Here is a 20,490-nt window from a genome sequence, read left to right as displayed (position 1 = left end):
GACCTGATTTTCGTCTTTGTCTCGGAAGCTTGGGAGGCTTTGACATAACTCATGTCCGCCGCGATTGCCAGACCACCGAAGCCCTATCTGGCGTCTGCAAGAGCGCGATGCATTCGCTCGAGGAAGATCAGCACAGTCTGCTTGCGGTCGAGATTGTAGGCGGCGGCATCCCTCGCCTCGTTCTGCATCTCGTTCCAAAGGTTGGACCACCGGCTCGCCCGTGCGGTCTCGCCCTGCTCTGCCGCCAGACGTGCCTTGAGCGCGATCCGGTCGAAGAGACCTTCCAGAAAGAGATCGTATTGGATTTCAGCTTCGCGGGCCGATAGCGCCGAGGCCAGCGTATGCGCCTTTGGCACATCGAATACTGCCTTGGCGAGAACGCCTTCCACGGCCTCCGCAATTTCAAGGCCGCCGAACGCCAGAAGCAACGCCGCCTTGCGCACGCTGCCATCGGCTTGCGCGACGAGCGCCTCGATATCGCCGGTTTGCGCGGAATCGAGCTTGATTGCGCTTAGCGCCGATATCAGATCGTTCCGCTCCAGCGGCTCAAATCGCAGCGACTGGCAGCGTGATCGGATCGTCGGCAGGAGACTGCCGGATGAATGCGATATCAGAACGAAGAGCGTGCGCTGCGGCGGCTCTTCAAGCGTTTTCAACAAGGCATTGGCGGCATTGCGATTCATGTCGTCTGCGGGATCGACGATGACAATGCGCCAGGAACCGTCATGCGATGTCCGGTTGAGGAAATGCGTGACCCTTCTGATCTCGTCGATTGTGATGCCGGTCTTGAACTTGCCCGTCTTGGCATCGACCGGCCGCGTGATGTGCAGGAGCGCAAGGTGCGTGCCGCTCGCAATCTGCCGGTAGGGTGCAACCGTGAAGTCCGGCACGGCAAGTGCCGGCGGCGCATCGTGAGCTTGCGGGTGGCTGAGCATGTGCCCGGCAAGATGGAAGGCAAGCGTTGCCTTGCCGACGCCCTGCGGCCCCTCGAGGAGAAGAGCGTGGTGCATGTGGCCGGATTGATAGGCCTGTGCCAGAAACGATCTAATCCCCTTATGTCCGAACAGGGCAGGATTGGCCGACGGCGACGGGACACCGTCGATTGTGTCATGGGTAGCTGGAACGTCGAGGATAGCGTCGGTCATCGCGCGACCTCGGCAGTTCGAACAGCTTTCATGCCACGGCTTACCTTGAGGTCGTCGACCAGCTCGGCGATCTGGCGAGCGATCTCGCCTGCCGGCCGGTCGCCGGCGAGCACCTTGCAGCGCTCGGGTTCGGCCTCGGCAATTGCGAGATAGGCATCGCGCCGCTTGGCATGCATTTCGACCGTTTCCTTCTCGAAGCGGTCGGCAGTGCCCTCGCCGCGTCGGTCGTTGGCGCGCTGGAGACCGATCTCCGCCGGCAGGTCGAGAATGATCGTAAGATCTGGCACCAGCCCGTTGATTGCCACCTTCTCGATGGCGCGCATGAGATCAGGGTCGAGGTCGCCCGTCACACCCTGATAGACCCGGCTCGAATCGATATAGCGGTCGCAGAGCACCATCCGGCCCGACCGGAGCGCCGGACGCATGACCTGCTCCACATGATCATTGCGGGCAGCAGCGAAAAGCAGCGCTTCCATCGCCGGCCCGAATGGCTCCGCCGCACCGCTCAAGATGACGTGACGCAGTGCCTCGGCGCCGGGTGAGCCGCCGGGCTCGCGCGTCGCCAGCACGTCATCGCCGCTAGCGCGTAGATGTTCGGCAAGCCGCGCAATCTGGGTTGATTTGCCAGCGCCCTCGCCGCCTTCGAATGTAATGAATAGTCCTTGCACGCCGCCGCCGTCTTTCGATGCAGAGTCATATTAAAGATGGTTCTAGCGCCCGCAAATTAAAAGGTCGAGGCGTGTTCAGAACTTGAGTTGCCTCGTCCAGCCCGTCGTCAGCTCCAGCATCGCATCAATGCTGCGCTTCTTCAGATCGCCGGTCTCTACGGCCTCAGCCGTAAAGACGGGCGTTTCCTGGACAAGCTCGTCGCCAATCCAGATGCGTAACACGCCTGCCTCTTCCCCCGTCTTTATGGGCGCCACAAGCGGTCCCTTGTAGACAACATGCGCCTTCAGCCGGTCGCGATTGGCAACAGGAACCAGCAGGCTGATTTTTTCGGTTGCTTTCAGCGCTACGCTGGACTTCGTGCCGCCAAAGACACTCGCTTCCCCGATCGTTTCGCCCGCAGCAAAGATATCGATTTCCTCGAACGCCTGATACGCCCACTCGAAGATGCGCTTTGCCTCTTCGGCCCGCTCCTTGTCGCTGGCAAGCCCGCTCAAGGCAACGACATAACGCCGGTCGCCGTGCTCCGTGGCGCCGACAATGCCGTATCCCGACTGTTCGGTGTAGCCGGTGCCCATGCCGTCCGCACCTATATCAAGGCGGAGCAGCGGGTTGCGATTGCGCTGGAAGATATTGTTCCAGGTAAAATTGTCCTGCGCATAGGTATGATAGAATTCGGGATAGCTGCGCTTTATGTGGCGGGCAAGTGCGACAAGGTCCGTCAGCGAAACGCGCTGCTTCGGATCCGGCAACCCCGTGGAGTTGACGAAAGTGGAACTGTTGAGCCCCAGTTCCTTCGCCCGTGCATTCATCATGTCCGCAAATTTTTCCTCCGAGCCGGCAATGCCTTCGGCAAGGATAATGCAGCCATCATTGGCTGACTGAACGATAACGCCCTGTATGAGATCGCCAACGCTGACCGCCGATTTGAGCTTGGCGAACATGGTCGACCCACCCGATGGTGCACCACCCGTGCGCCAAGCGTGTTCGCTCACCGTATATTGCGTCGAAAGGTTGATCCTCCCCGCCTGCAACTCGTGGAATACGACTTCCATCGTCATCAGTTTGACGAGCGCTGCAGGCTCGATAAGAGTCTCCGGCATTTTGGAATAGAGCACCGTACCGGTCTGGTCTTCGACCATCAGGGCCTGCTTGGCCTTGGTGTCGAAAAGCTGCTCCTGCGCATCGGCAGCGAAGCCTGCGAGCATTACCACTGCAATGCCAAGAACGAGAGAACGGATGGGCGCTTTCAACGCGACGACCAGGCGTCGGCAATCAATTCCCGTCATCGCGAACGACAAATGCATCGCCTGCCCCCGCCGCCCAGGCGGCCTTGAGCAACCGGTCGGTATTCTTCCCGGAATCGGCACGGGCAATGAGCTCTATCCTGCGCCCTTCAGGGCTGGCGACTTCGGCCATCTCGACTTTGCCGAACGCCGACAAGGCCGCGACCATCCGTCCGGCCGCGCTCTTGCTGGCAAACAGGCCGATCTCGACATATTCGCCGGATGGTCTGCTGACGATCGCCCCGTTCATGCTCTTCCATGAAGAGGAAATCGCCGACGAGGAGAGAATGCCTGCAGTCGCCTCGATCGGCGCATTGGCGCTTTCAATACGCTCACTGGCATAGGAACTGACGAATGGCGATCCCGCCTTGCCGCCCTTCAGCGAGCCGATAAGGATCGTCGGCTTGTCGTCGATATAGGGCCCGACCAAGGGCAAGACCGGGTCGATATCGATACTGAAGTTCATGGCTGCCGCCATCGGCACAGGCTGTGGCTGGCCCCCGTCGATCCGCGCCGCCTGTTGCTCAAGCGAGAATGCCTGATTGCCAAGGCTGGCCACTTGGACGCCGGCAGGCTGTTGCGGCTGCATGCCGGGTATCGGCATTGGAGCGCGCCGCGTGGGCGTGCCGCCATTCATGGCGATCATCACCCCGGATGCCGGCTGGCCGTAAGGATCGACACCAGGCGCGTGATATGAAGCCATGAGGAAGCTGTCATCATTGCCTTCGAGCGGTGCACGGCCAACATACTCGACCTTGACGCTGGCGGTACCTGTATCGTGGTAGTCCAGCACCATCGCGGCCTTCTGCGAAAGATCGATGAGGCGGTCGGAATGATAGGGTCCGCGATCATTGACACGGACGATGACAGAACTGCCATTGGAAAGGTTGGTGACGCGCGCATAGCTGGGCAGCGGCATTGTCGGGTGCGCCGCCGTCAGCCGGGTCGTGTCGTAAATTTCGCCATTGGCGGTCAGGCGGCCATGAAACGCAGAGCCGTACCAGGATGCCTTGCCCTGGCGCCGATAGCCTCGCTCTTCCTTGGGATAGTACCACTTGCCGGCAACCTTGTAGGGCTGGCCGACGAGATTACGGCCGCCACCGCGCGGAATGTGGCGCAGATCCGTGACGACCCGCGGGCTCGCCTTCACGCCATAGGCGGATTCGGCAAAATATTCCTTGGGGTGCTGCTTGCGTGCGACTGTCACTTTAGGGGAAGCACAGGCGGTCATCAGAGCGCCCACGGCAACAACCCCCACAACTTGAAAAGCTTTGGCTTTTGACAATGTTGACCACCGGCCGCGCGGACCGTCCCCAGGAATGGTAATGTATCGATAGCAGATCAGAACGTTGACGCAAACCCCGACGCCCATCCGGGATGCACCAATATGAAATTGCCACTGATAGGTTGATAGGCCATTAACAGGCCCTATAGTGCGGCAAGCCTATCAAAAATATGGATATTTCCATGAGTCGCATATCTGCAATCGACTATGCCGCCGCTTCGCCCGAAACACGCGCCGAACACGACCGTGAGCTGCAATTGCGCGGGCGGATGACCAACATGAAGCGCATCATGCTGCATTCTCCGGTCGCCCACCGCATCTATGCCGAGTGGTTCACGTTGCGCGATTTGCTGCGGCCGGCCTTGAGCGACCGGGAAATCTGGCTCCTGTCGCTGGCGATTTCCGAAGCGAGCCAGGCGCGCGTTCCCGCCACCTTTTTTCGCCGCGCCTTGATCGAGTCCGGACTGGAGCCGGAAGCCGTGGTGCCGACGGCCCGAGAAGAAGCGCTGATCGATTTCGGAAGGGCCATCGTCGTAAACTCCAATGCAATAGCGGACGAATTGTGGAACAAGCTCGCGGCCAGCTATGATGAAGCCACGCTCGTCAACCTCGTCGCCTTTGCGGGGATCATGATTGCGACGACCATTTTCACCAATGTCGTCAATGTGGATCTAGATCCCGAGCTTGAGCGGTACGCCGCAACCGGCGATAGCGCGGCCTCCTGAAGATCAGTCGCGAAGGGTTGTTACGAATTGCGCGTCGCCACGCAGCGTATTGGAAACGGTGCAGATTTCCTCGGCTTTTTCGACGATCTGCCGCCGCGTGCCGGGGTCGAGATCGCCATCGATCTCGATGTCGATGTTAAACGACGCAACGCGGGATGGCTCGTCATGCGCCTTTTCGCCGGTGACGTGGACACGCACTCCCGCAAGCTTTTCCGAGACACCGAGCTTGCTTGCCGCAATGCGCGCGCTGAGCGCAATGCAAGCCGAGAGTGACGCGTAAAGCAGGTCGAGGGGATTGAACCCCGGCTGCGAGACCGAGGTGACGATGTTGATTTCGCCGCCCGTCTCGGACGTTACCACCGGCAGTTCCTTGCCCTTGAGCACTGCCGTGGCTCCGACGGCCCTGGTGCGAATCTTGAGTTCTGACATCTGCGGCTTCCTACTATGCTACCGTTGCGCTTCCTCTACTTTGTAGGCACGCTGTGGGACAAGTCTACGGCAAAAGATGCGGCGCAGCCGTTGACGCGGCAACGCGAAGAGCTATAAAAGCCGCGTCGATGCTTCGAGGCGAATTTTATATAGTTTCGCTCGCCTTGCTGAGGCTGGAAGAGTGGCCGAGTGGTTTAAGGCAACGGTCTTGAAAACCGTCGTGCGGGGAACCGTACCGTGAGTTCGAATCTCACCTCTTCCGCCATAACTCCTGTAAGTACTCGATTTTATTACATAAAATAAATCAAAAATATGATATGTATCTCATTCTTTAATTCATGGCCGAATTAGATAACGCCTTCAAATCCTTCTATTGCAAATGTACCGTGCTACCCAATGTTCGATTTTTGTTCACGTTAGCCTTTTCACATCTCCCTTCCTTAAATCGCGCTGTGCGACCCGCAGTAGCCGAATGGGTCGGCACTGATAATTTCTCAATCCTTCGCTGCCGGTTGTGCGCCCCAAGGACCTACATTTCGCAGCGAGATGCTAGGCAGACAACGCATGCGAACAATGGCGTAAACATTCTTTGTGAAGTTCGCGCGCACGGCGTTGACAACTTTGCGTTGAGGCAATCATTTTGCCCGAAGTAACGGGGACGGTACTTTGGGGGAATTACCGAAATGAAAGAATTCCTAGTCGATCAGTTTCGTTTTAGTGGCCGGATTTCGCGCTGGCCGTTTTTCTGGCGACAGTTGGTCTGGTTCTTGGCGTTTTTGATCGTCTGTACCCCCCTTGGATTTAAGCTTGGTGGGCAGGAGATTTCAGGGACACCGGCCTTAGTGATTGTCATAGTACTAGGAGCAGGTTGCTTGATAAGCATCAGCATGATTGTCGCGATAACGTCACTCTACGTTCGACGCCTGCACGATCTCGGCCATAGCGGCTGGTGGCTTTTTGTGCTTTTGATTTTTGGAAATGTCCTCAACTTCGCTGTAAAGGCGGTTGGCAATGCCATCTTTGCAGCGGTCGTCATCGGGGCCACGCAGCTTATTATAAGTGGTTACCTGTTCCTTAAACGGGGCACGGATGGCCCGAACGTCTTCGGTGGCCCCGACCATGAATTGCAATTCGGTCGGGTGGCCATCCAGCCTTGATCCATTTGCTATAATCCCGCAATCTCGCGAGGTACCCACCCCGATTGTTCGGCGAAGTAGTGACAGGATGTTCTACCAAAACGAGACAAAACGCCACTTTGAGTTGAACAACCTTGGTAAGGATGCGACCACCGAGGCGCTTCGAGTCGTATCTAAAGAAGAGGCAGCTCAGACCCGCCGGACGAATATGTACCTCGCACTGGTCCTGCTTGGCATAGTCTTAGGATGCGCTCTAGCGTGGTTATTGTGATCTCTACGATTCGAACAGCCCACTTTGAAAAATCACGAATTAGCTCGCTATACGTTGAGAAAAGTAGGGGCACATCGCAGACACGTTTCAGTGTCGAATTGGGCGCTCTCCAGTTTCAAGGGGAACTGCCGCATCCGGATCACCCTCCGCTCAAGCAAAGGTGAAGGCGATCGCATACCATTCCTGATTTTTGGGCTTATTCTCGTATCATGCAAATTTCAGGAGGCGGCGATGCGACTTTATATTGTTGCGTTCCTCGCATTGGCGTTGAGCGGGTGTATCACGAGCAATCCACAGAACGGCGGCGGGATTCCTCGGCATGCGTCATGGGCAGGACAAAACTGATCGCTACAAGCAAAGCTCAACATCAATACATGGCGTTAATACCTTGCTTGAAAACAAGAAACATCATTGTTCCTTGAACGCGCGGCTGAACTGATCGGCGAGCGGCTTGGCAAGAAATGACAGCGCCGTGCGCTCTTCCGTCGAAACGAAGACTTCGACCGGCATACCGGGCAGAAGCTTACCGTCGCCGAGTTTTTCCAGTTCATCTGCCGGAACGATGACGTCGGCAAGATAATAGACCTGGCCGGTTGCCGGATCGGTGCTTGTCGCCGCCGAGACATAGGCGATGCTGCCGAAGAGTTCGGGTGTCGTGCGCTGGTTGAAGGCAGAAAAACGCAATTTCGCCGGTTGGCCGACAAAAACCTGGTCGATATCGGTCGGCGCCAGCTTTGCCTCGATCTTCAGCGCGGCGTCTGCGGGCACCAGCGTCACCAGCTTTTCCGCCGGGGTGATAACCCCGCCAATCGTGTGAACGGCAAGCTCATTCACGGTGCCCGATAGCGGCGCGCGAATGTCCGTGCGCGCCAGACGGTCCTCAATGGCAATGCGGCGCTCGCGCAGTTCGGAAAGCTTTGGCTCGATCGAGGAAAGTTCGCGCTGCGCTTCGGTACGCGCAGTCTCGTCGATGGCGATGATCTGGATCTGGATTTCGCTCATCTTGGCCTTGGCACGGGCAATGCTGGCTTCGACCTCACCCTTTTCGCCGACGAGCTTGGCCATCTCGCGGTCGATGACATATTTGCGCGAGGTCTCGATCAGCCGCTTGTCCGTGAGGCCCTTGATCTTGTCGTGCTCGATCTTGACCAGGGCGATTTCATCGGTCTTGGAATCCCGCTGCGCTTCAAGGCCGGTCACCTCCTGGCCAAGCTGATCGATCCCGAGTTCCAGCTGTTCCTTCTGGCTCTTGCGATTTTGGCGGTTGCCTTCGAACAGGCGGTTCTCGCCGAAGAAGATATGGTGGTGTTCTTCGAGTCGGCTCGAGAGTTCAGGGGAAAGGATGATGGCATCGAGATTGTCGCGTTCTGCCATGAGCCTAACCTGACGGGCCGTTAGCTCGATGAGCTGTGTGCGCACAATCGACAATTCCGCCCGCGTCTCGGCATCGTCGAGGCGCAGCATCACCTGGCCCTTGGTGACGAAATCGCCCTCCTTGACGGCGATCTCGCTGATGATGCCGCCATCGCGGTGTTGCACCGACTTCATGTTGCGATCGACCTTGACCTGCCCCGGCGCAATTATGGCGCCGGTCAGTTGCGCCGTTGCCGCCCAGCCTCCAGCTCCCGCAAACAGCAGCAGGCCAAACAATGTGCCGGCAAATACCCGCGATCCTATCGGGAACGTCTGGTCTGGCGCTGCAGCCGATAGTGCACCAGTGCGATTGGTCTTTTTGTTCTTTCTTCCAAGCATGTGCCTGCCCCCGGTTATTTTGTTGCCGTGCTTTTCTTATGGATTTTCGACGATCATCAGCACGTGATGGCCGCTCAGGTTGATTGTCATCTCGAAGTGCTCGTCGCGGTTCATGTCGACCTCGATCAATGTCTGCGCGAGTTCGCCCGTGCCCTCGTGCCTGATCTTGATCGGCAAGGGCTCGTCCCCGGCCGTCTCGCCATAGATATCTTCAAAACGATCTTCCAGCCCGTCGATCACGTCTTCGAAGATCTCGTAGTTCGACGTCTCGATACGGTCGCCGACCATGAAGTCGATGATGCTATGAATCACTTCGGCGCTCGAGCTACCTTCAGGTATGTGGAACTGGAAGGTGTCGTTGCCATCGCCGCCGCGCAGGATCATGGCCTCGGGCCCGATGATCATTCGGTCATCGCCACTCCCGCCGTGCACCGTCTCGAAGCCGCTGATCGCGTCATGACCGATGTCAAACCCGGTCGCCTCGCCCGTCGCAAGGTTGACGAGCACAGCCTGTGCCGATGCCGAGTAGTCCAGCGTATCGGTACCCTCGCCTCCGGCATAGGTATCGTCGGCAGCATCGGCCGCTGCGACAATGCAATCATCGCCATGTCCGCCGTCAACCCGGTCTGTGCCCCCGCCATCGGCAAGCGTATCGTTGCCGCCATTGCCCAGAAGCGTCTCCTCGCCATCGCTGCCGGCAATGGTATCGTCGCCCGCCCCGGCACTGATTGTTTCGAAGTTGCTGATCGTATCGGTGCCGATCTCGGCGCCGGTGGCGTTTCCTGCTGCAAGATCGATGGCGACCGCCATGATCGCTGCAGAATAGTCGAGCGTATCGATACCGCTGCCACCATCATAATGATCATCCGCTGCATCGGTATCGCCGATGACGACATCATTGCCGGCATCGCCGCTGACCTCGTCTGCGCCGGAGGAACCAGCAAGCCGGTCATCTCCGCCGCCGCCGGAAAGCGTGTCGTCGTTGGCACTGCCGGAGATAGTGTCGTCGCCGGCGCCGCTCTTGACCGCCTCGATATTGCTGATTGCATCGTTGCCGATCTCGCCGCCCGAGGCTGCGCCTTCTGCAAGATCGACCTCGATAGCGCCCGTCACTGCCGAATAGTCGAGCGTGTCCTCGCCCTCGCCGCCGTCATAGCTGTCGTTCGCGCCGTCGGCATCGCCTATGATCGTGTCGCTGCCCGCCTCGCCGCGGACGCTATCGGCATCGGCGCCGCCGCCGAGGAGATCGTTGCCCTCGCCGCCGCGGATGCTGTCGAGACCCGCATTGCCCAAGACAATGTCGTTGCCGAGGCCGCCGTCAAGAATGTCATTGCCATCATCACCATTGATGCGGTCATTTCCCATATCCCCCGTAATGTTGTCATTGCCCAAACCGCCGAACATGAGGTCGTCGCCATCGCCGCCACTGATCGTGTCGTCGCCCTCTTCGCCAAAAATTGCATCGCGACCATCCTCGCCATAGAGTCGGTCATTGCCGGCCCCGCCCCAGATCGTGTCATCGCCGAGACCGCCAAGCACGATGTCGGCGCCCGCGCCCGCCATGACGATGTCGTTGCCGCTGCCGGCAACGATGTGGTCGTCGCCATCGCCGCCATTGACGGTGTCATTGCCACCCCGTGCATCGATGAGATCGCTGCCCGCGCGCGCGTCAATGTCGTCGGCACAGTCACCGCCGACAAGAATATCGTCGCCGGGGGTGCCGAAGATGGGCAGATTGCGCAGCACCGAGAATTGCGCCGTTTGCCACACCGAAAGATTACCGTCGGTGATCTCGTAAGTGAGCGTGACCGGGCCAAGTCCGCTCGCGGCAAAGGTCCAGCCATTGCCGGCTTGCGTCAGCGTCCCTGAGGAGATCGTCAAATTGCGGATCGAAAGCGGATCTCCATCGGGATCGGTGGCGCCGCGCAGGAGATCGGCAAGGCCGATCAGCGCCCCCGCACAGCCATAGACGTCGTAGAGCGTGACGGGACCGCTGGTGCGCGGCGCCCGGTTTGCCGGCTTGCCGTTTTCATCATCAGCATCGTCGCTCGCCGGCTCTTCGTTGTCGTCGTCCAAGTCTGGAAACGCATGCCGAAAGGCTTCGGGTGCCCAACCATGCCCACCGCCGCTGCTGGAGGCGATCCCGCGCGCCGGCTGTGCCATCCAGGCATTGTCGTTAGCGGCCTGGAATGATACCGAAATACCGCCGAACTGGCGCAGCAGCGCCGAACTCGGCAGGTTCAAGTCCTGGAGGCTGATGGGCGGCGTATCGGCAAGTTCAAAAGCACTCCCCCGCCGCGCCGATACCAGCGCCTCGCCAGAGCCGCTGTGTTTCCTTTCCTCCGGATATTCGTTATCGATCACAAGTTCGGGCCCGCGCGCCACAACCTGCTCCGGGGCAGACGTGCCGTCCGCGCCGGCCGGCTCCGGCGGTCTTTCCTCGCTATTGTCGGCATAGTCGCCGAGCCGCGGAAACGCGCTTTTCAAATAAACCGCAAGTCCGGTCAGGAATACGGTAAAGAACAGGGGCGCATGGGAGCGCCTGTCCGCGTTCTTCAGAACATAGCGTTCATGCGGGTTTTCATTCTCGGATGGGTTGGTCTTGGTGCCTTTTGCCTCGATGATCATGCCAGTACCCTCGATGTGACGCGCGGCGCATTCTGCGCTGCCGGTGCCTGACGGTTGCCCGGGTCCGCCGGGGCGGCTGATTTGAGAATCTCCTCCTTCGGGCCGAACGCCACCATCTTGCCGTTCTGGATGACGGCAACCAGATCGACGGCGGCAAGCGCGCTTGGCCGGTGGGCGATGACCACGGCAATACCGCCGCGCGCCCTGATCGCCTTGATGGTTTCGGTCAGGGCCATTTCGCCCTCACCGTCGAGGTTGGAATTGGGCTCGTCCATAACGACCAGGAACGGGTTCTTGTATAGCGCCCGAGCGAGGCCAATGCGCTGGCGCTGTCCGCCGGAAAGCGAGGCGCCTTGCGGCCCGAGCGCCGTGCGATAGCCGTCGGGCATGCGCACGATCATTTCATGGATCCCGGTGATTTGCGCCGCCTCGACGATGGCGCGGGCATCGGCGTCCTCTTCGAGCCGGGCGATGTTTTCCTCGACCGTCGCATCGAGCAGCGCCACATCCTGCGGCAGGTAGCCGATATACTGGCCGAGATTGTCGTCCGACCACTGTGTCAGGTCGGCATCGTCGAGCCGCACGCTGCCGCGCAGCGCCGGCCAGATGCCGGTCAGCGCTCGCGCCAGCGTCGTCTTGCCGCCGCCGCTCGGGCCGACTATTCCGAGTGCCTGCCCGGCCTTGATCTCGAAGCTCACCTCGCTCAGAAGCACGCGGCCGGAACCGGGAGCCGCAATGGTGATCTTCTCGACCTTCAGCGATGCCGTCGGCGCCGGCAATTGCATCGGCGCCTCGTTGCCCGCGAGCGCAACGACGGTTTCCTTCAGGCGATTGAAGGCATTGCGGGCCGCAACAAGACCCTTCCAGTTGCCGATGGCAAGATCGACCGGGGCTAGCGCCCGGGCCGAAGCCACAGAGGCAGCGATGATTGCGCCGGCCGAAAGTTCGCCCTGAATGGTCAGCCATGCCCCAAGGCCGAGGACCGCCGACTGCAGGACCATGCGCAAAACGCGCGAGACCGCGCCAAAGGTGCCGCTGATGTCGTTCGTGCGCGTCTGCAATTGCAGATGCTCCTGGTTCGCCGCGTTAAAGCGGCTGACGGCCCGCCCGGCAAAGCCCATCGCTTTCAGGATCTCGGCATTGCGCGCGTTGGAATCGGCAATGGCGTTCCTGGCAATCGCCGACTGGTGGGTCGAACTTGCCAGCCGCCGCGTCATCAGTTCGGTGATCACCGTCAGCACCGACAGGACGAAGGCGCCACCGAAGGTCAGCGCCCCGAGATAGGGATGCAGCATATAGACGAAGATGAGATAAAGCGGCATCCACGGCAGGTCGAACAGCGCCACCGGGCCCTGGCTGCCAAGAAAACTGCGCACCGTGTCGACGTCGCGGCCGCGTTCGAGCGCCTCCGCCGTCGAAAAGCCGAAACGCGGCATGTCGATGGCGACCTGATGCGCGAGCGGCGCGATCTTCGCATCGAGACGCGCTCCGACCCGCACCAGCACCTGCGAGCGGATAATGTCGAACAGACCCTGGAACAGGTAAAGGCCGATCGCCAGTGCCGACAGTGCGAGCAGCGTCGGGACGCTGCCGCTGGTCAATGCCCGGTCGTAGATCTGCAACATGTAGAACGAGCCGGTCAGGGCAAGGATATTGATGATCCCCGAGGTTGTGAACAGAAACGCGAAGATGCCGCGAAAACCCTCTGTGAGTTTCTCGGCATTCTTACGCTTCATCCCCGTTAAAGCTGGCTTGGAACGCATTGTTTTTCCCCACTTTTCTTATTTGAATGAGGCGACGGGCCCGCTATGCCTCCGGCCCGTCGCCCGCCCGGACTACAGATTGAAATCCGAGCTGGTGAGGTTGTGATTGCCCTTGATGCTAAGCCGCAGTTCCGCGCTGGCGTCGCCGTCGACGCTGCCTTGGACCACGGTGTAGTCACCATCCGCACGTGTCTCATGCGTGACAATCAGTTGCGCCGGGCCGCTGAGCGTCGCCGCGGAAACAAGCGTGAATGCCTGGTTTCCACTCGTTCCATTGTTGGCGTCGATACCGCTGACATCGATCTTGTCGCCGGTCTGGAACCCGACGATCGTGTCGCCGTCCGCATCCACCTCGGAGAGGAAGCGGAATGTATCGTTCCCCGCACCGCCGTCGATGATGTTGACGGCACTGCTCGCGGTGATCTTGTCCGCACCCGAGCCGGTCACGATGTTTTCGACGTTCCACAGCGTATCCGAACCGGATTGGCTGCTTGACGCGCTGCCGCGTCCCATGAAGCCCGAGCCCAGCTCCACGGTCAGGTTCGCGGTGATCGCCGCCATGTCGAGCGTATCGACACCGGCATCGCCGTAGTAGGTGTCGTCGCCGTCACCTGCTGCTGCCACGAACATGTCGTTGCCTTCACCGCCATATGCCGTGTCATTGCCCGCGCCGGCGTCGATCAGGTCATTGCCGGCATCGCCGAAGAGACGATCGTTTCCGGCATCGCCGTAGAGCATGTCGTTGCCTTCGCCGCCAAGGGCATCGTCGTTGCCGGAGCCGGCAAAGATCATATCGTTGCCGCCCTCGCCCATGACGAAGTCGTCGCCTTCATCGCCGCGGATGATATCGGCACCGGCCCCGCCCATCGCCACGTCGTTGCCGGCCCGGGCAAGGATCGTTTCGCCGTTTGCCGTTCCGTTCAGGACGTCGCCGTCGGCAGTGCCGATGATCGGTGCGCCCGTTGCCGGAGCTGTAGGTGGTGTCGGTACTTCTTCTTCATCGTCGATCGGGGCGCCAATCTGCGGCATGCCATCGGGGGCGGTAAACGTAATCGTCTGTTCACTGCTCGTCAGGGTAGTGACGCCATTTTCGATCGTCGTCGCATAGTCGGCGACGGTCTTTCCGTCGGGAAGCTCGATCACGTCCTGCGGCCGCAGATTGCCGATGATCGTATCGTTGCCGCCGTTGGAGCGGAAAACGATGCGATGTGCCGACGAGAGGGCCGAGATGTCGACCGTATCGTCACCGGCATTGCCATCGATGGTGATCGTGCTGAAGTTCAGGCTGGTGAACGGCGAATTGAAATTGCCGATGACCTGGATCGTGTCGCCTGCGCTCGGCCCTCCATCCGGCGCGTTTGGATTGTTGCCGTTGTTTGCTGTCGTATTGAGCGTGTTGACGGTGATCTCTTCGATATTGTCGAGCTCGGCAATGATCGTCGTCACACCCGCTGCCGTGCGGGTAATGATGATCTCACTATCGCCACCGGTCACCTGGATACCGGCCGCTATGGCCGCTGCCCGGGCGTAGATGATGAAGGTTTCGGCAGCGGTAGCCCGCCCGTTGATCACGAAGGTATCGGTTGCACCCTCTTCGCCGTTGACCATGTCGAAGCCATCGGTATCGCCCGCCGCATTCGCGTTCCAGATAATCGTATCGTTACCGGTGCCAGCGAGAATGATGTCGTTTCCGGTACCGCCGCTGACCGTGTCGCCGCCGTCCCCGGCATTGATGTGATCAGAGCCAGCACCGCCGGTGATCGTGTTGGCAGTGTTGTTGCCGACGATGATGTCATTTCCTGCAGTGCCCGTGATGCCGGCCGTGGTAACGCGGTTGATCGTCACCGTGGCCCCGTCCGTCAGTGCACCGTCGCTGCCGGTATAGGTGAAGGTGCCGCCGGCGGTGGCATTGTCCGAGAGGCTGATGATGCCCGCTCCCAATGTGGGGCCGGTTGCAAGGCCGTTGGCGCCGCCCGCTGCCGTGATGGTGACAGGCGAACCCTCAGGATCGCTATCGTTGGCGAGCAGAGCGGCCTGGGACACGGAGAACACGGTGTTCGCCGCCACATTGGTGATGACCGTGTCGTTATTGGCAACTGGGGCATCGTTGGTGGCCGTAACATTTACCGTCGTCGTGGCCACCGCGCTGTTGAGCAGGCCGTCATTGACGGTGACCTGCAGGGTGCGTGCGCCAACTGCCGGGTTTTCCGAGTTGTTGGAGTAACGCACCTGCTGGATCGCTGCCTGATAGGCGGCGAGCGAGGCGTTTCCGGTCAGGTTCAAAGTGATCTGCCCGGGGATGCTGTTATCAAGCGACGAGGTGATGCCAGCCGGCAATCCGCCCTGCACCGACAGGACGTCGCCTGCGCTGGCATTGGTCAGAACAACGCGGGCCGCAGCCATGGTCGCGCCGTCATCGGTGATCCGAGCGCCAACTGCGATCGCAACAGCAGCCCCATTCTCGGCATAGCTGGTGACGTAGTTGTTGCCGGGGGTACCGGGAGTGACCGTTGTGGTAGTCGTCGACGTGGCGATGTTGAAGTTGTTGATTCGAACCTCTTCGCCAGTCTGATTGATCGCGGTTGAGACGAACCGAATGGCCGAATTAGCACCCGCGCCAGTCAGGTTGAGATTCGCAGTGACCGTTCCAGCGCCCCCGCCGTCGCCCGAAGTGTTGGTGATCGTTTCGAGAACGGTGAAGGCTCCCGGCGCAAATGATCCAGTCGCGGAATATTGGACCTGAACCGACTCGCCGGCATCAATAGTATTACCGTTGTTGTTCCGGTCGTAGGTGAACGAGAGCGTTGCAGTTGTCAGACCGCTGAGATTGACCGTACGGGTGATGGATGCCCCATCGGACCCTGCACCGCCAATGAAGCGCAGTTCATTGGAATTCCCCGCATCAATCTGAATCTGGCCGCCAGTGACCACATTGCCGGTAGTTATATCGTTGGTCTCCACCCAGGGTGTCGCCCCCCAAGCCACCGTACCATTGCTGTTGTTATGCGCGGCGTTGTCGAACACATCACGATAGGCCTGCGCAGCGATTGCGGTCGTCGTGGTGGTGACATCGCCGTTGAGATCGAGCGTCGGCGCCAGCAGCGAGATATCCTGATCGGTGAAGTCCAGGACCTCGACATTGCGGATCGTGTCCGTGCCGTCGGTCGCCAGACCGCCGGTATGGGCCACCGTTACGGTGCCATTGGGATTAAAGGTAATGTCGTACTCGGCCCGTGCAGCGGAGAACACCGCGCGGTCGATATCGGCAACGCCGTCGCTGTCGGTGGTCTCGCCGAGCGCTTCCTGTGTCGTGCTGTTCCTGATCGTCCGCACGATGCCGAGTTGACCCGGGTTGATCGTCCCGTTGAACATGCTCGCAGCGAGCGTCGTCATACTGTTGTGCAGGGCGATCGGCGTACCGGTGTGTTCCGTATCGCCAACCGCGAAGACGCCGATCTGCACGTCGAGCCAGCTATCGCCGTCGATGATGTCATCCCCGGCCTGGCCGGTTAGGCGGTCGCTGCCATCGCCGCCGAGGATAATGTCGCCGGCGCTGTATTCGGTTACGCCAGCACCCAGCAGTTCTTGCAGGCCCCTGATCAACGCGATGCCTTCGGCGTCGAGGGCGCTGCCCTGATAGCCTTCAGTACCGCCCTGGAGAGCGGGAAGCCGCTCCGCAGCGAGTATGTTCGTGCCGGTCAGGACGTCGTTGAACCGTGTACCGGAGAGGCCTTCGACCGACTCGTATTCATCGAGCGCGGCATTCTGAGGCAGCGTAGGCGCTTCGTCGAATACGATCGGGATCGACAGATCCGCGTTCACGAAATTCGGATTGTCCTTGTACGTCGCCCAATCGAAGCCGGACATGCCGACCATCTTGCCGCGACCCGCGCTTCCGACGAAGATTTCGTTGCCGCCTTCGCCGATGAACTCATCAAAGCCACCATCGCCGAGGAACACGTCGTGTCCGTTGATCTCATCGTGCGAGAAGATTTCGTCGAAGTTGTCGCCGGGGGCGCCGTCGAAAGTCCCTGTCTCGATCCAGTCGTTGCCCTCATTGCCAAGAATGCGCTCGGCGTTCTTGTTGCCGTAGATGAAGTCGTCGCCGGTGCCGGCAAAGACCTCCGAACCCATGTCGGTACCGAGGAAGATGAAGTCCTGCCCGTCATTGCCCATGACAAGGTCGAGGCCCGGCCCGGCGTGTACGACGTCGTTACCCTTGCCCGCCTTGATATTGTCGTCGCCGCCGCTGTCGAGGATGATGTCGTCGCCATCGCCGCCATTGATGATGTCGTTGCCGAAACCACCTTCGAGCCGGTCGTTGCCGCCGTCACCGAAGAGCGTATCGTCGCCGATACCGGCAATTATCGTGTCGGCGCCGTCAGTACCACCCATGACGACGTGGTCGCCGCCAGTGTAGCGCAGGTAGTTGGTCTCCACGGCCGCTGTTCCCGGATCATCCCGGATAACGAGCTGTGTGAGGATCCCGTCACCCAGCGGATCGTCGGATACGAGCGTGCCATCACCATTCAGATCGTTGAACTGCCGGGTTTGGTCGACCTCAAGGATAAGGCCGGGCGTCGAGAACACGTCCGATGGAAGATGCGTTGCATCGGTATTGCGCATGATCATTGCGGCGAACGAATTGTTCTCCATTTCGCCGAACAAATGCAGACCGTCGAGGCGTTGCAGATAGTAGAACCGGTCGCCGTTCTGCAATTTTTCCATCTGCATTTCGAAGACGAAGTTGAATGTGGAGCCGAGCATGCCGCCGAAAGGCATGATCGCTTCGGCAAGGCCGCCGATCCACAGGTCGACGTTGTTGAGACCGCCGAGCGTGCTTCCCGGCTGATTTGCTGCGTAAGCACCGGTGGCATTCAGGAATGCGAGGCGGTCTGCGGGTACGACCAACCCATCGACGGATACGCCCGAGATGATCGTCAGCGCGGCGTCGCGTTTGCCTTCCAGCGTTGCCTGTGAGGTGATCAGCGAATGGGTGCCGTAGGCAGCGATGAAGTTGATGATGGAAGCTTCATGCTTCAGATGCCCGGCGAAATCCACCCAGCTCGCATAAGGCTTGAGCAACACATCCTGGTTGGTTGCCGCATAAAACTGCGCGCGGGCGGCGTTAAGCGAAGGAACACCCGTATCACGGCCGCGTGCCAGGTTGATCGTTGCCAGATCGAGCGGGAGGCCGAGGAGATTGTTGCGCAATGCACTCGTGACGAACTCGTCGATCTCGTTGCCGGCCTGCCGCGTCATTCCGCGAACGATCGCGCCTGCCGAGACATTGGCATCGACCGTGGTGTCGCCGCCGTTGTTTTCGAACTGCAGCGGGTTGAGGAAGCCCTCGATAAGGCCGATATGATCCGGATTGAAGTTGGGATCGAAGCGATCGATGGATTCTGTCAGCATCGAGTGGCCGAAGCGATAAACCACATGCGCAAACTCGGCGACGATGGACGGATCGATCGTGACGTCATAGCCATCCGGAACCAGGAATACGTTGATGTTCGGCTGGATCTTGCGGGCGAATTCTTCAAAGACGAGGTGCTGATATTGCATCTCGGTGCCGAATTTGGCGGCCTGGAACAGCCGTTCGCCATCCCAGATCAGGCCCGTCGCTGTTGCGGGAACCGAAGTGACATCGTTGACAAGCCATTCATTGAGGAATGCAACGGCCTCGGCCTGTGACGCGCCATCGTCCAGCATCGCATTGGCATCAGCAAGAACGACTTCCTTGGTGTGCTCGACGAGGCGGTTGTGTTCCGAATGGAAAACGTGGTGAACGGCGGTCAAGCCGATATTTTCATTGGCGCGGCCGTCGCCGGCGACGTAGTGCGCGTCCAAAAGTTCGTTGTCGTAGTCGCCGGGATCAAAGCCGGGATTGTTCAATCCGATCTCGATGTCGCCATCAGCGAGCCCGTCAGGCACCGCATTGTGGGCAATGTCGGCGAGGAAAGCGTGACCGGTCCGGATGGCTGTGTAGGGGGGTACATGGTTGGGATCGTCGACAAGGACGCCGAGCCCGCCATTGGCGGCAGGATTACCCTCGATCAGACCAGCCGATGTCACTATCTGCGGAAAGCCATTGGGGCCCCGAATGAACTCGCCATAGGGATCTGTGGCCAGCAAGGGAACGTTGCCGACATTGACGTCGAGAAGTTGAATGCCAAGCATCGAAGCCGCCTGAGCCTTTAGATCGGCCCAGGTGGCCATGCCGCCATTGCCGCCTTCGATGAGTTTGCCTGTCGAGACCGGGTCGCCGGCCGCGTTGAACTCATAATCTCTGAGGAAGACCTGATGCGACGGATGGGAAGTGTAGGTCTGGTTCTGGTCGACGAAGGAGGTCGTGGTGTTTACCGGGCGATCGGTATCGTCGGCAGTGCCCATGACGCCGTCATTGCCAGGACCGGCGAGCGTTGCGCGGGTAAGCACCATGAAGTTTGGCGGATTCGGATTCTCGGGCGTCGACTGGACGAAAAGCGGATCGTCTTCCATCAGGGGAATGAACACAGTGCCGTTGCCGCCCTTGGCGACAAGGTCGAGGCCATGATCGAAGAACTGGCCGAAGAGCGTGAACCAGGAATTGAACGGCGCCGACAGTCCCTCATCGGGAGCAGCGTTGGTGATGACGATGTTGACGCCGTCGAGTTCGACGCCATTGGCGTCGAGGAGCGTCATGAGCGCATCGTCCGCTGCCTCAAGTGCGGCTTGCGCGGCTGCAAGGTTGGCGGCGGTTTGTGCGGCGGCGTCCTGCAGGACCTGGTTGTTGGGACTCGCCGATGCGGCAGCCTGCGCCTCAGCGTTCAGACGCTCGGCCGTGCCGAGAGCATTGAACAGGGGCTTGAGCGGCTCATAAGCCGCGGTGATCTGGGCCGTAACGGTCATTTGCTGGGCGGCCGGAACAATACCGGCGCGCTGCAACGCCGTCAGGATCGCCGAGGGATTGCCGAGCGTCTGGTCGACGATCAAATTCGAAATCGTGCGGACATAAGGATCAAAGACATCGCCAGCGACAGCGGTCCCAGGCCCGTCATTATCCACCGTGGGATTGTATGAGACCGGAACCAGGGCTCCGCCGGGACCTGCAGGCACCATGATCGTCTTGAACTGCGTGCCGAGCGGCTCGGGGAACTCATTGTCGGCAGCGCCCCATTCCGGGTGCAGCGGGTTGTTGTAGGTTCCGTCGACCGTGCGAAGGCCCCAGGCGAGGTTGTAGGTGGGTATGGACCCGCCTTCCCCGAAGAGCGGCTTGGCAACATTGTTCGGATCGCCCGTGGTTATGCCTTGCCGGAATGCGGCGTCTGCCTCAGCAATCTTGATCTGCTTGAGGATGAAATCGAGATCCGAACGAATGTAGGTTACCATAATTGCCCTCCTGGACCGCTTTCTTGCGCGGTG

At 59.9% G+C, this 20,490-nt stretch carries 11 protein-coding genes and 1 tRNA gene; 3 read left to right on the top strand and 9 right to left on the bottom strand.

The features are described from left to right. Nucleotides 1-83: 83 nt before the first annotated feature. The 4 genes from GF108_RS07415 to GF108_RS22625 all read right to left on the bottom strand — a co-directional run bounded on the left by GF108_RS07415 (nt 84) and on the right by GF108_RS22625 (nt 4,328). Entirely contained in the window at nt 84-1,145 is a 1,062-nt protein-coding gene (locus tag GF108_RS07415) for a DNA polymerase III subunit delta' (RefSeq protein ID WP_153667474.1), read from the bottom strand. Next, nucleotides 1,142-1,813, bottom strand: coding sequence for a dTMP kinase (gene tmk, locus GF108_RS07410; protein WP_370462106.1), 672 nt, complete (start codon nt 1,811-1,813; stop codon nt 1,142-1,144). The genes GF108_RS07415 and tmk overlap by 4 nt, the downstream gene beginning before the upstream one ends. A 75-nt stretch (nt 1,814-1,888) precedes the next feature. Continuing rightward, nucleotides 1,889-3,118, bottom strand: a complete 1,230-nt coding sequence (locus GF108_RS07405; protein ID WP_246663890.1) for a D-alanyl-D-alanine carboxypeptidase family protein — start codon at nt 3,116-3,118, stop codon at nt 1,889-1,891. After that, nucleotides 3,087-4,328: a septal ring lytic transglycosylase RlpA family protein gene (locus GF108_RS22625; RefSeq protein WP_153667473.1), complete on the bottom strand. Its 1,242-nt coding sequence runs from the start codon at nt 4,326-4,328 to the stop codon at nt 3,087-3,089. Before GF108_RS22625 ends, GF108_RS07405 begins: the two co-directional genes overlap by 32 nt. Before the next feature lie 236 nt (nt 4,329-4,564). Between GF108_RS22625 and GF108_RS07395 the strand changes: the two genes are divergently transcribed. Further along, a complete protein-coding gene (locus GF108_RS07395; protein WP_153667472.1) occupies nt 4,565-5,107 on the top strand; it encodes a hypothetical protein in 543 nt (180 codons plus the stop codon). A gap of 3 nt (nt 5,108-5,110) precedes the next feature. On the opposite strand, the gene GF108_RS07390 is transcribed toward GF108_RS07395, so the two are convergent. After that, nucleotides 5,111-5,536 (bottom strand): OsmC family protein, encoded by a 426-nt coding sequence (locus tag GF108_RS07390; RefSeq protein WP_153667471.1) that lies wholly within the window; start codon nt 5,534-5,536, stop codon nt 5,111-5,113. Nucleotides 5,537-5,711: 175 nt separating this feature from the next. Between GF108_RS07390 and GF108_RS07385 the strand changes: the two genes are divergently transcribed. After that, nucleotides 5,712-5,801 (top strand) — tRNA-Ser (locus GF108_RS07385). A 418-nt stretch (nt 5,802-6,219) separates the two neighbouring features. Next, nucleotides 6,220-6,693, top strand: coding sequence for a DUF805 domain-containing protein (locus GF108_RS07380; RefSeq protein ID WP_153667470.1), 474 nt, complete (start codon nt 6,220-6,222; stop codon nt 6,691-6,693). Nucleotides 6,694-7,351: 658 nt separating this feature from the next. Here the strand turns inward: GF108_RS07380 and GF108_RS07375 are convergent. From GF108_RS07375 to GF108_RS07360, 4 genes are all read right to left on the bottom strand, one after another. Beyond that, nucleotides 7,352-8,695 carry an HlyD family type I secretion periplasmic adaptor subunit gene (locus GF108_RS07375; RefSeq protein ID WP_153667469.1) on the bottom strand — a complete coding sequence of 448 codons (1,344 nt, stop codon included), beginning with the start codon at nt 8,693-8,695 and terminating at the stop codon, nt 7,352-7,354. Nucleotides 8,696-8,731: 36 nt separating this feature from the next. Then, the gene (locus GF108_RS07370) at nt 8,732-11,323 is read right to left on the bottom strand and encodes a cadherin-like domain-containing protein (RefSeq protein ID WP_153667468.1); all 2,592 of its coding nucleotides are present in this window, start codon (nt 11,321-11,323) and stop codon (nt 8,732-8,734) included. After that, nucleotides 11,320-13,086 carry a type I secretion system permease/ATPase gene (locus GF108_RS07365; protein ID WP_153667467.1) on the bottom strand — a complete coding sequence of 589 codons (1,767 nt, stop codon included), beginning with the start codon at nt 13,084-13,086 and terminating at the stop codon, nt 11,320-11,322. The genes GF108_RS07370 and GF108_RS07365 overlap by 4 nt, the downstream gene beginning before the upstream one ends. 72 nt (nt 13,087-13,158) lie before the next feature. After that, the gene (locus GF108_RS07360) at nt 13,159-20,457 is read right to left on the bottom strand and encodes a peroxidase family protein (protein ID WP_153667466.1); all 7,299 of its coding nucleotides are present in this window, start codon (nt 20,455-20,457) and stop codon (nt 13,159-13,161) included. Between the last annotated feature and the right edge of the window lie 33 nt (nt 20,458-20,490).

The sequence above is a fragment of the Phyllobacterium sp. SYP-B3895 genome, from assembly GCF_009647635.1.
Lineage (GTDB): Bacteria > Pseudomonadota > Alphaproteobacteria > Rhizobiales > Rhizobiaceae > Phyllobacterium > Phyllobacterium pellucidum.
This window is presented reverse-complemented; position numbering and strand designations above follow the sequence as displayed.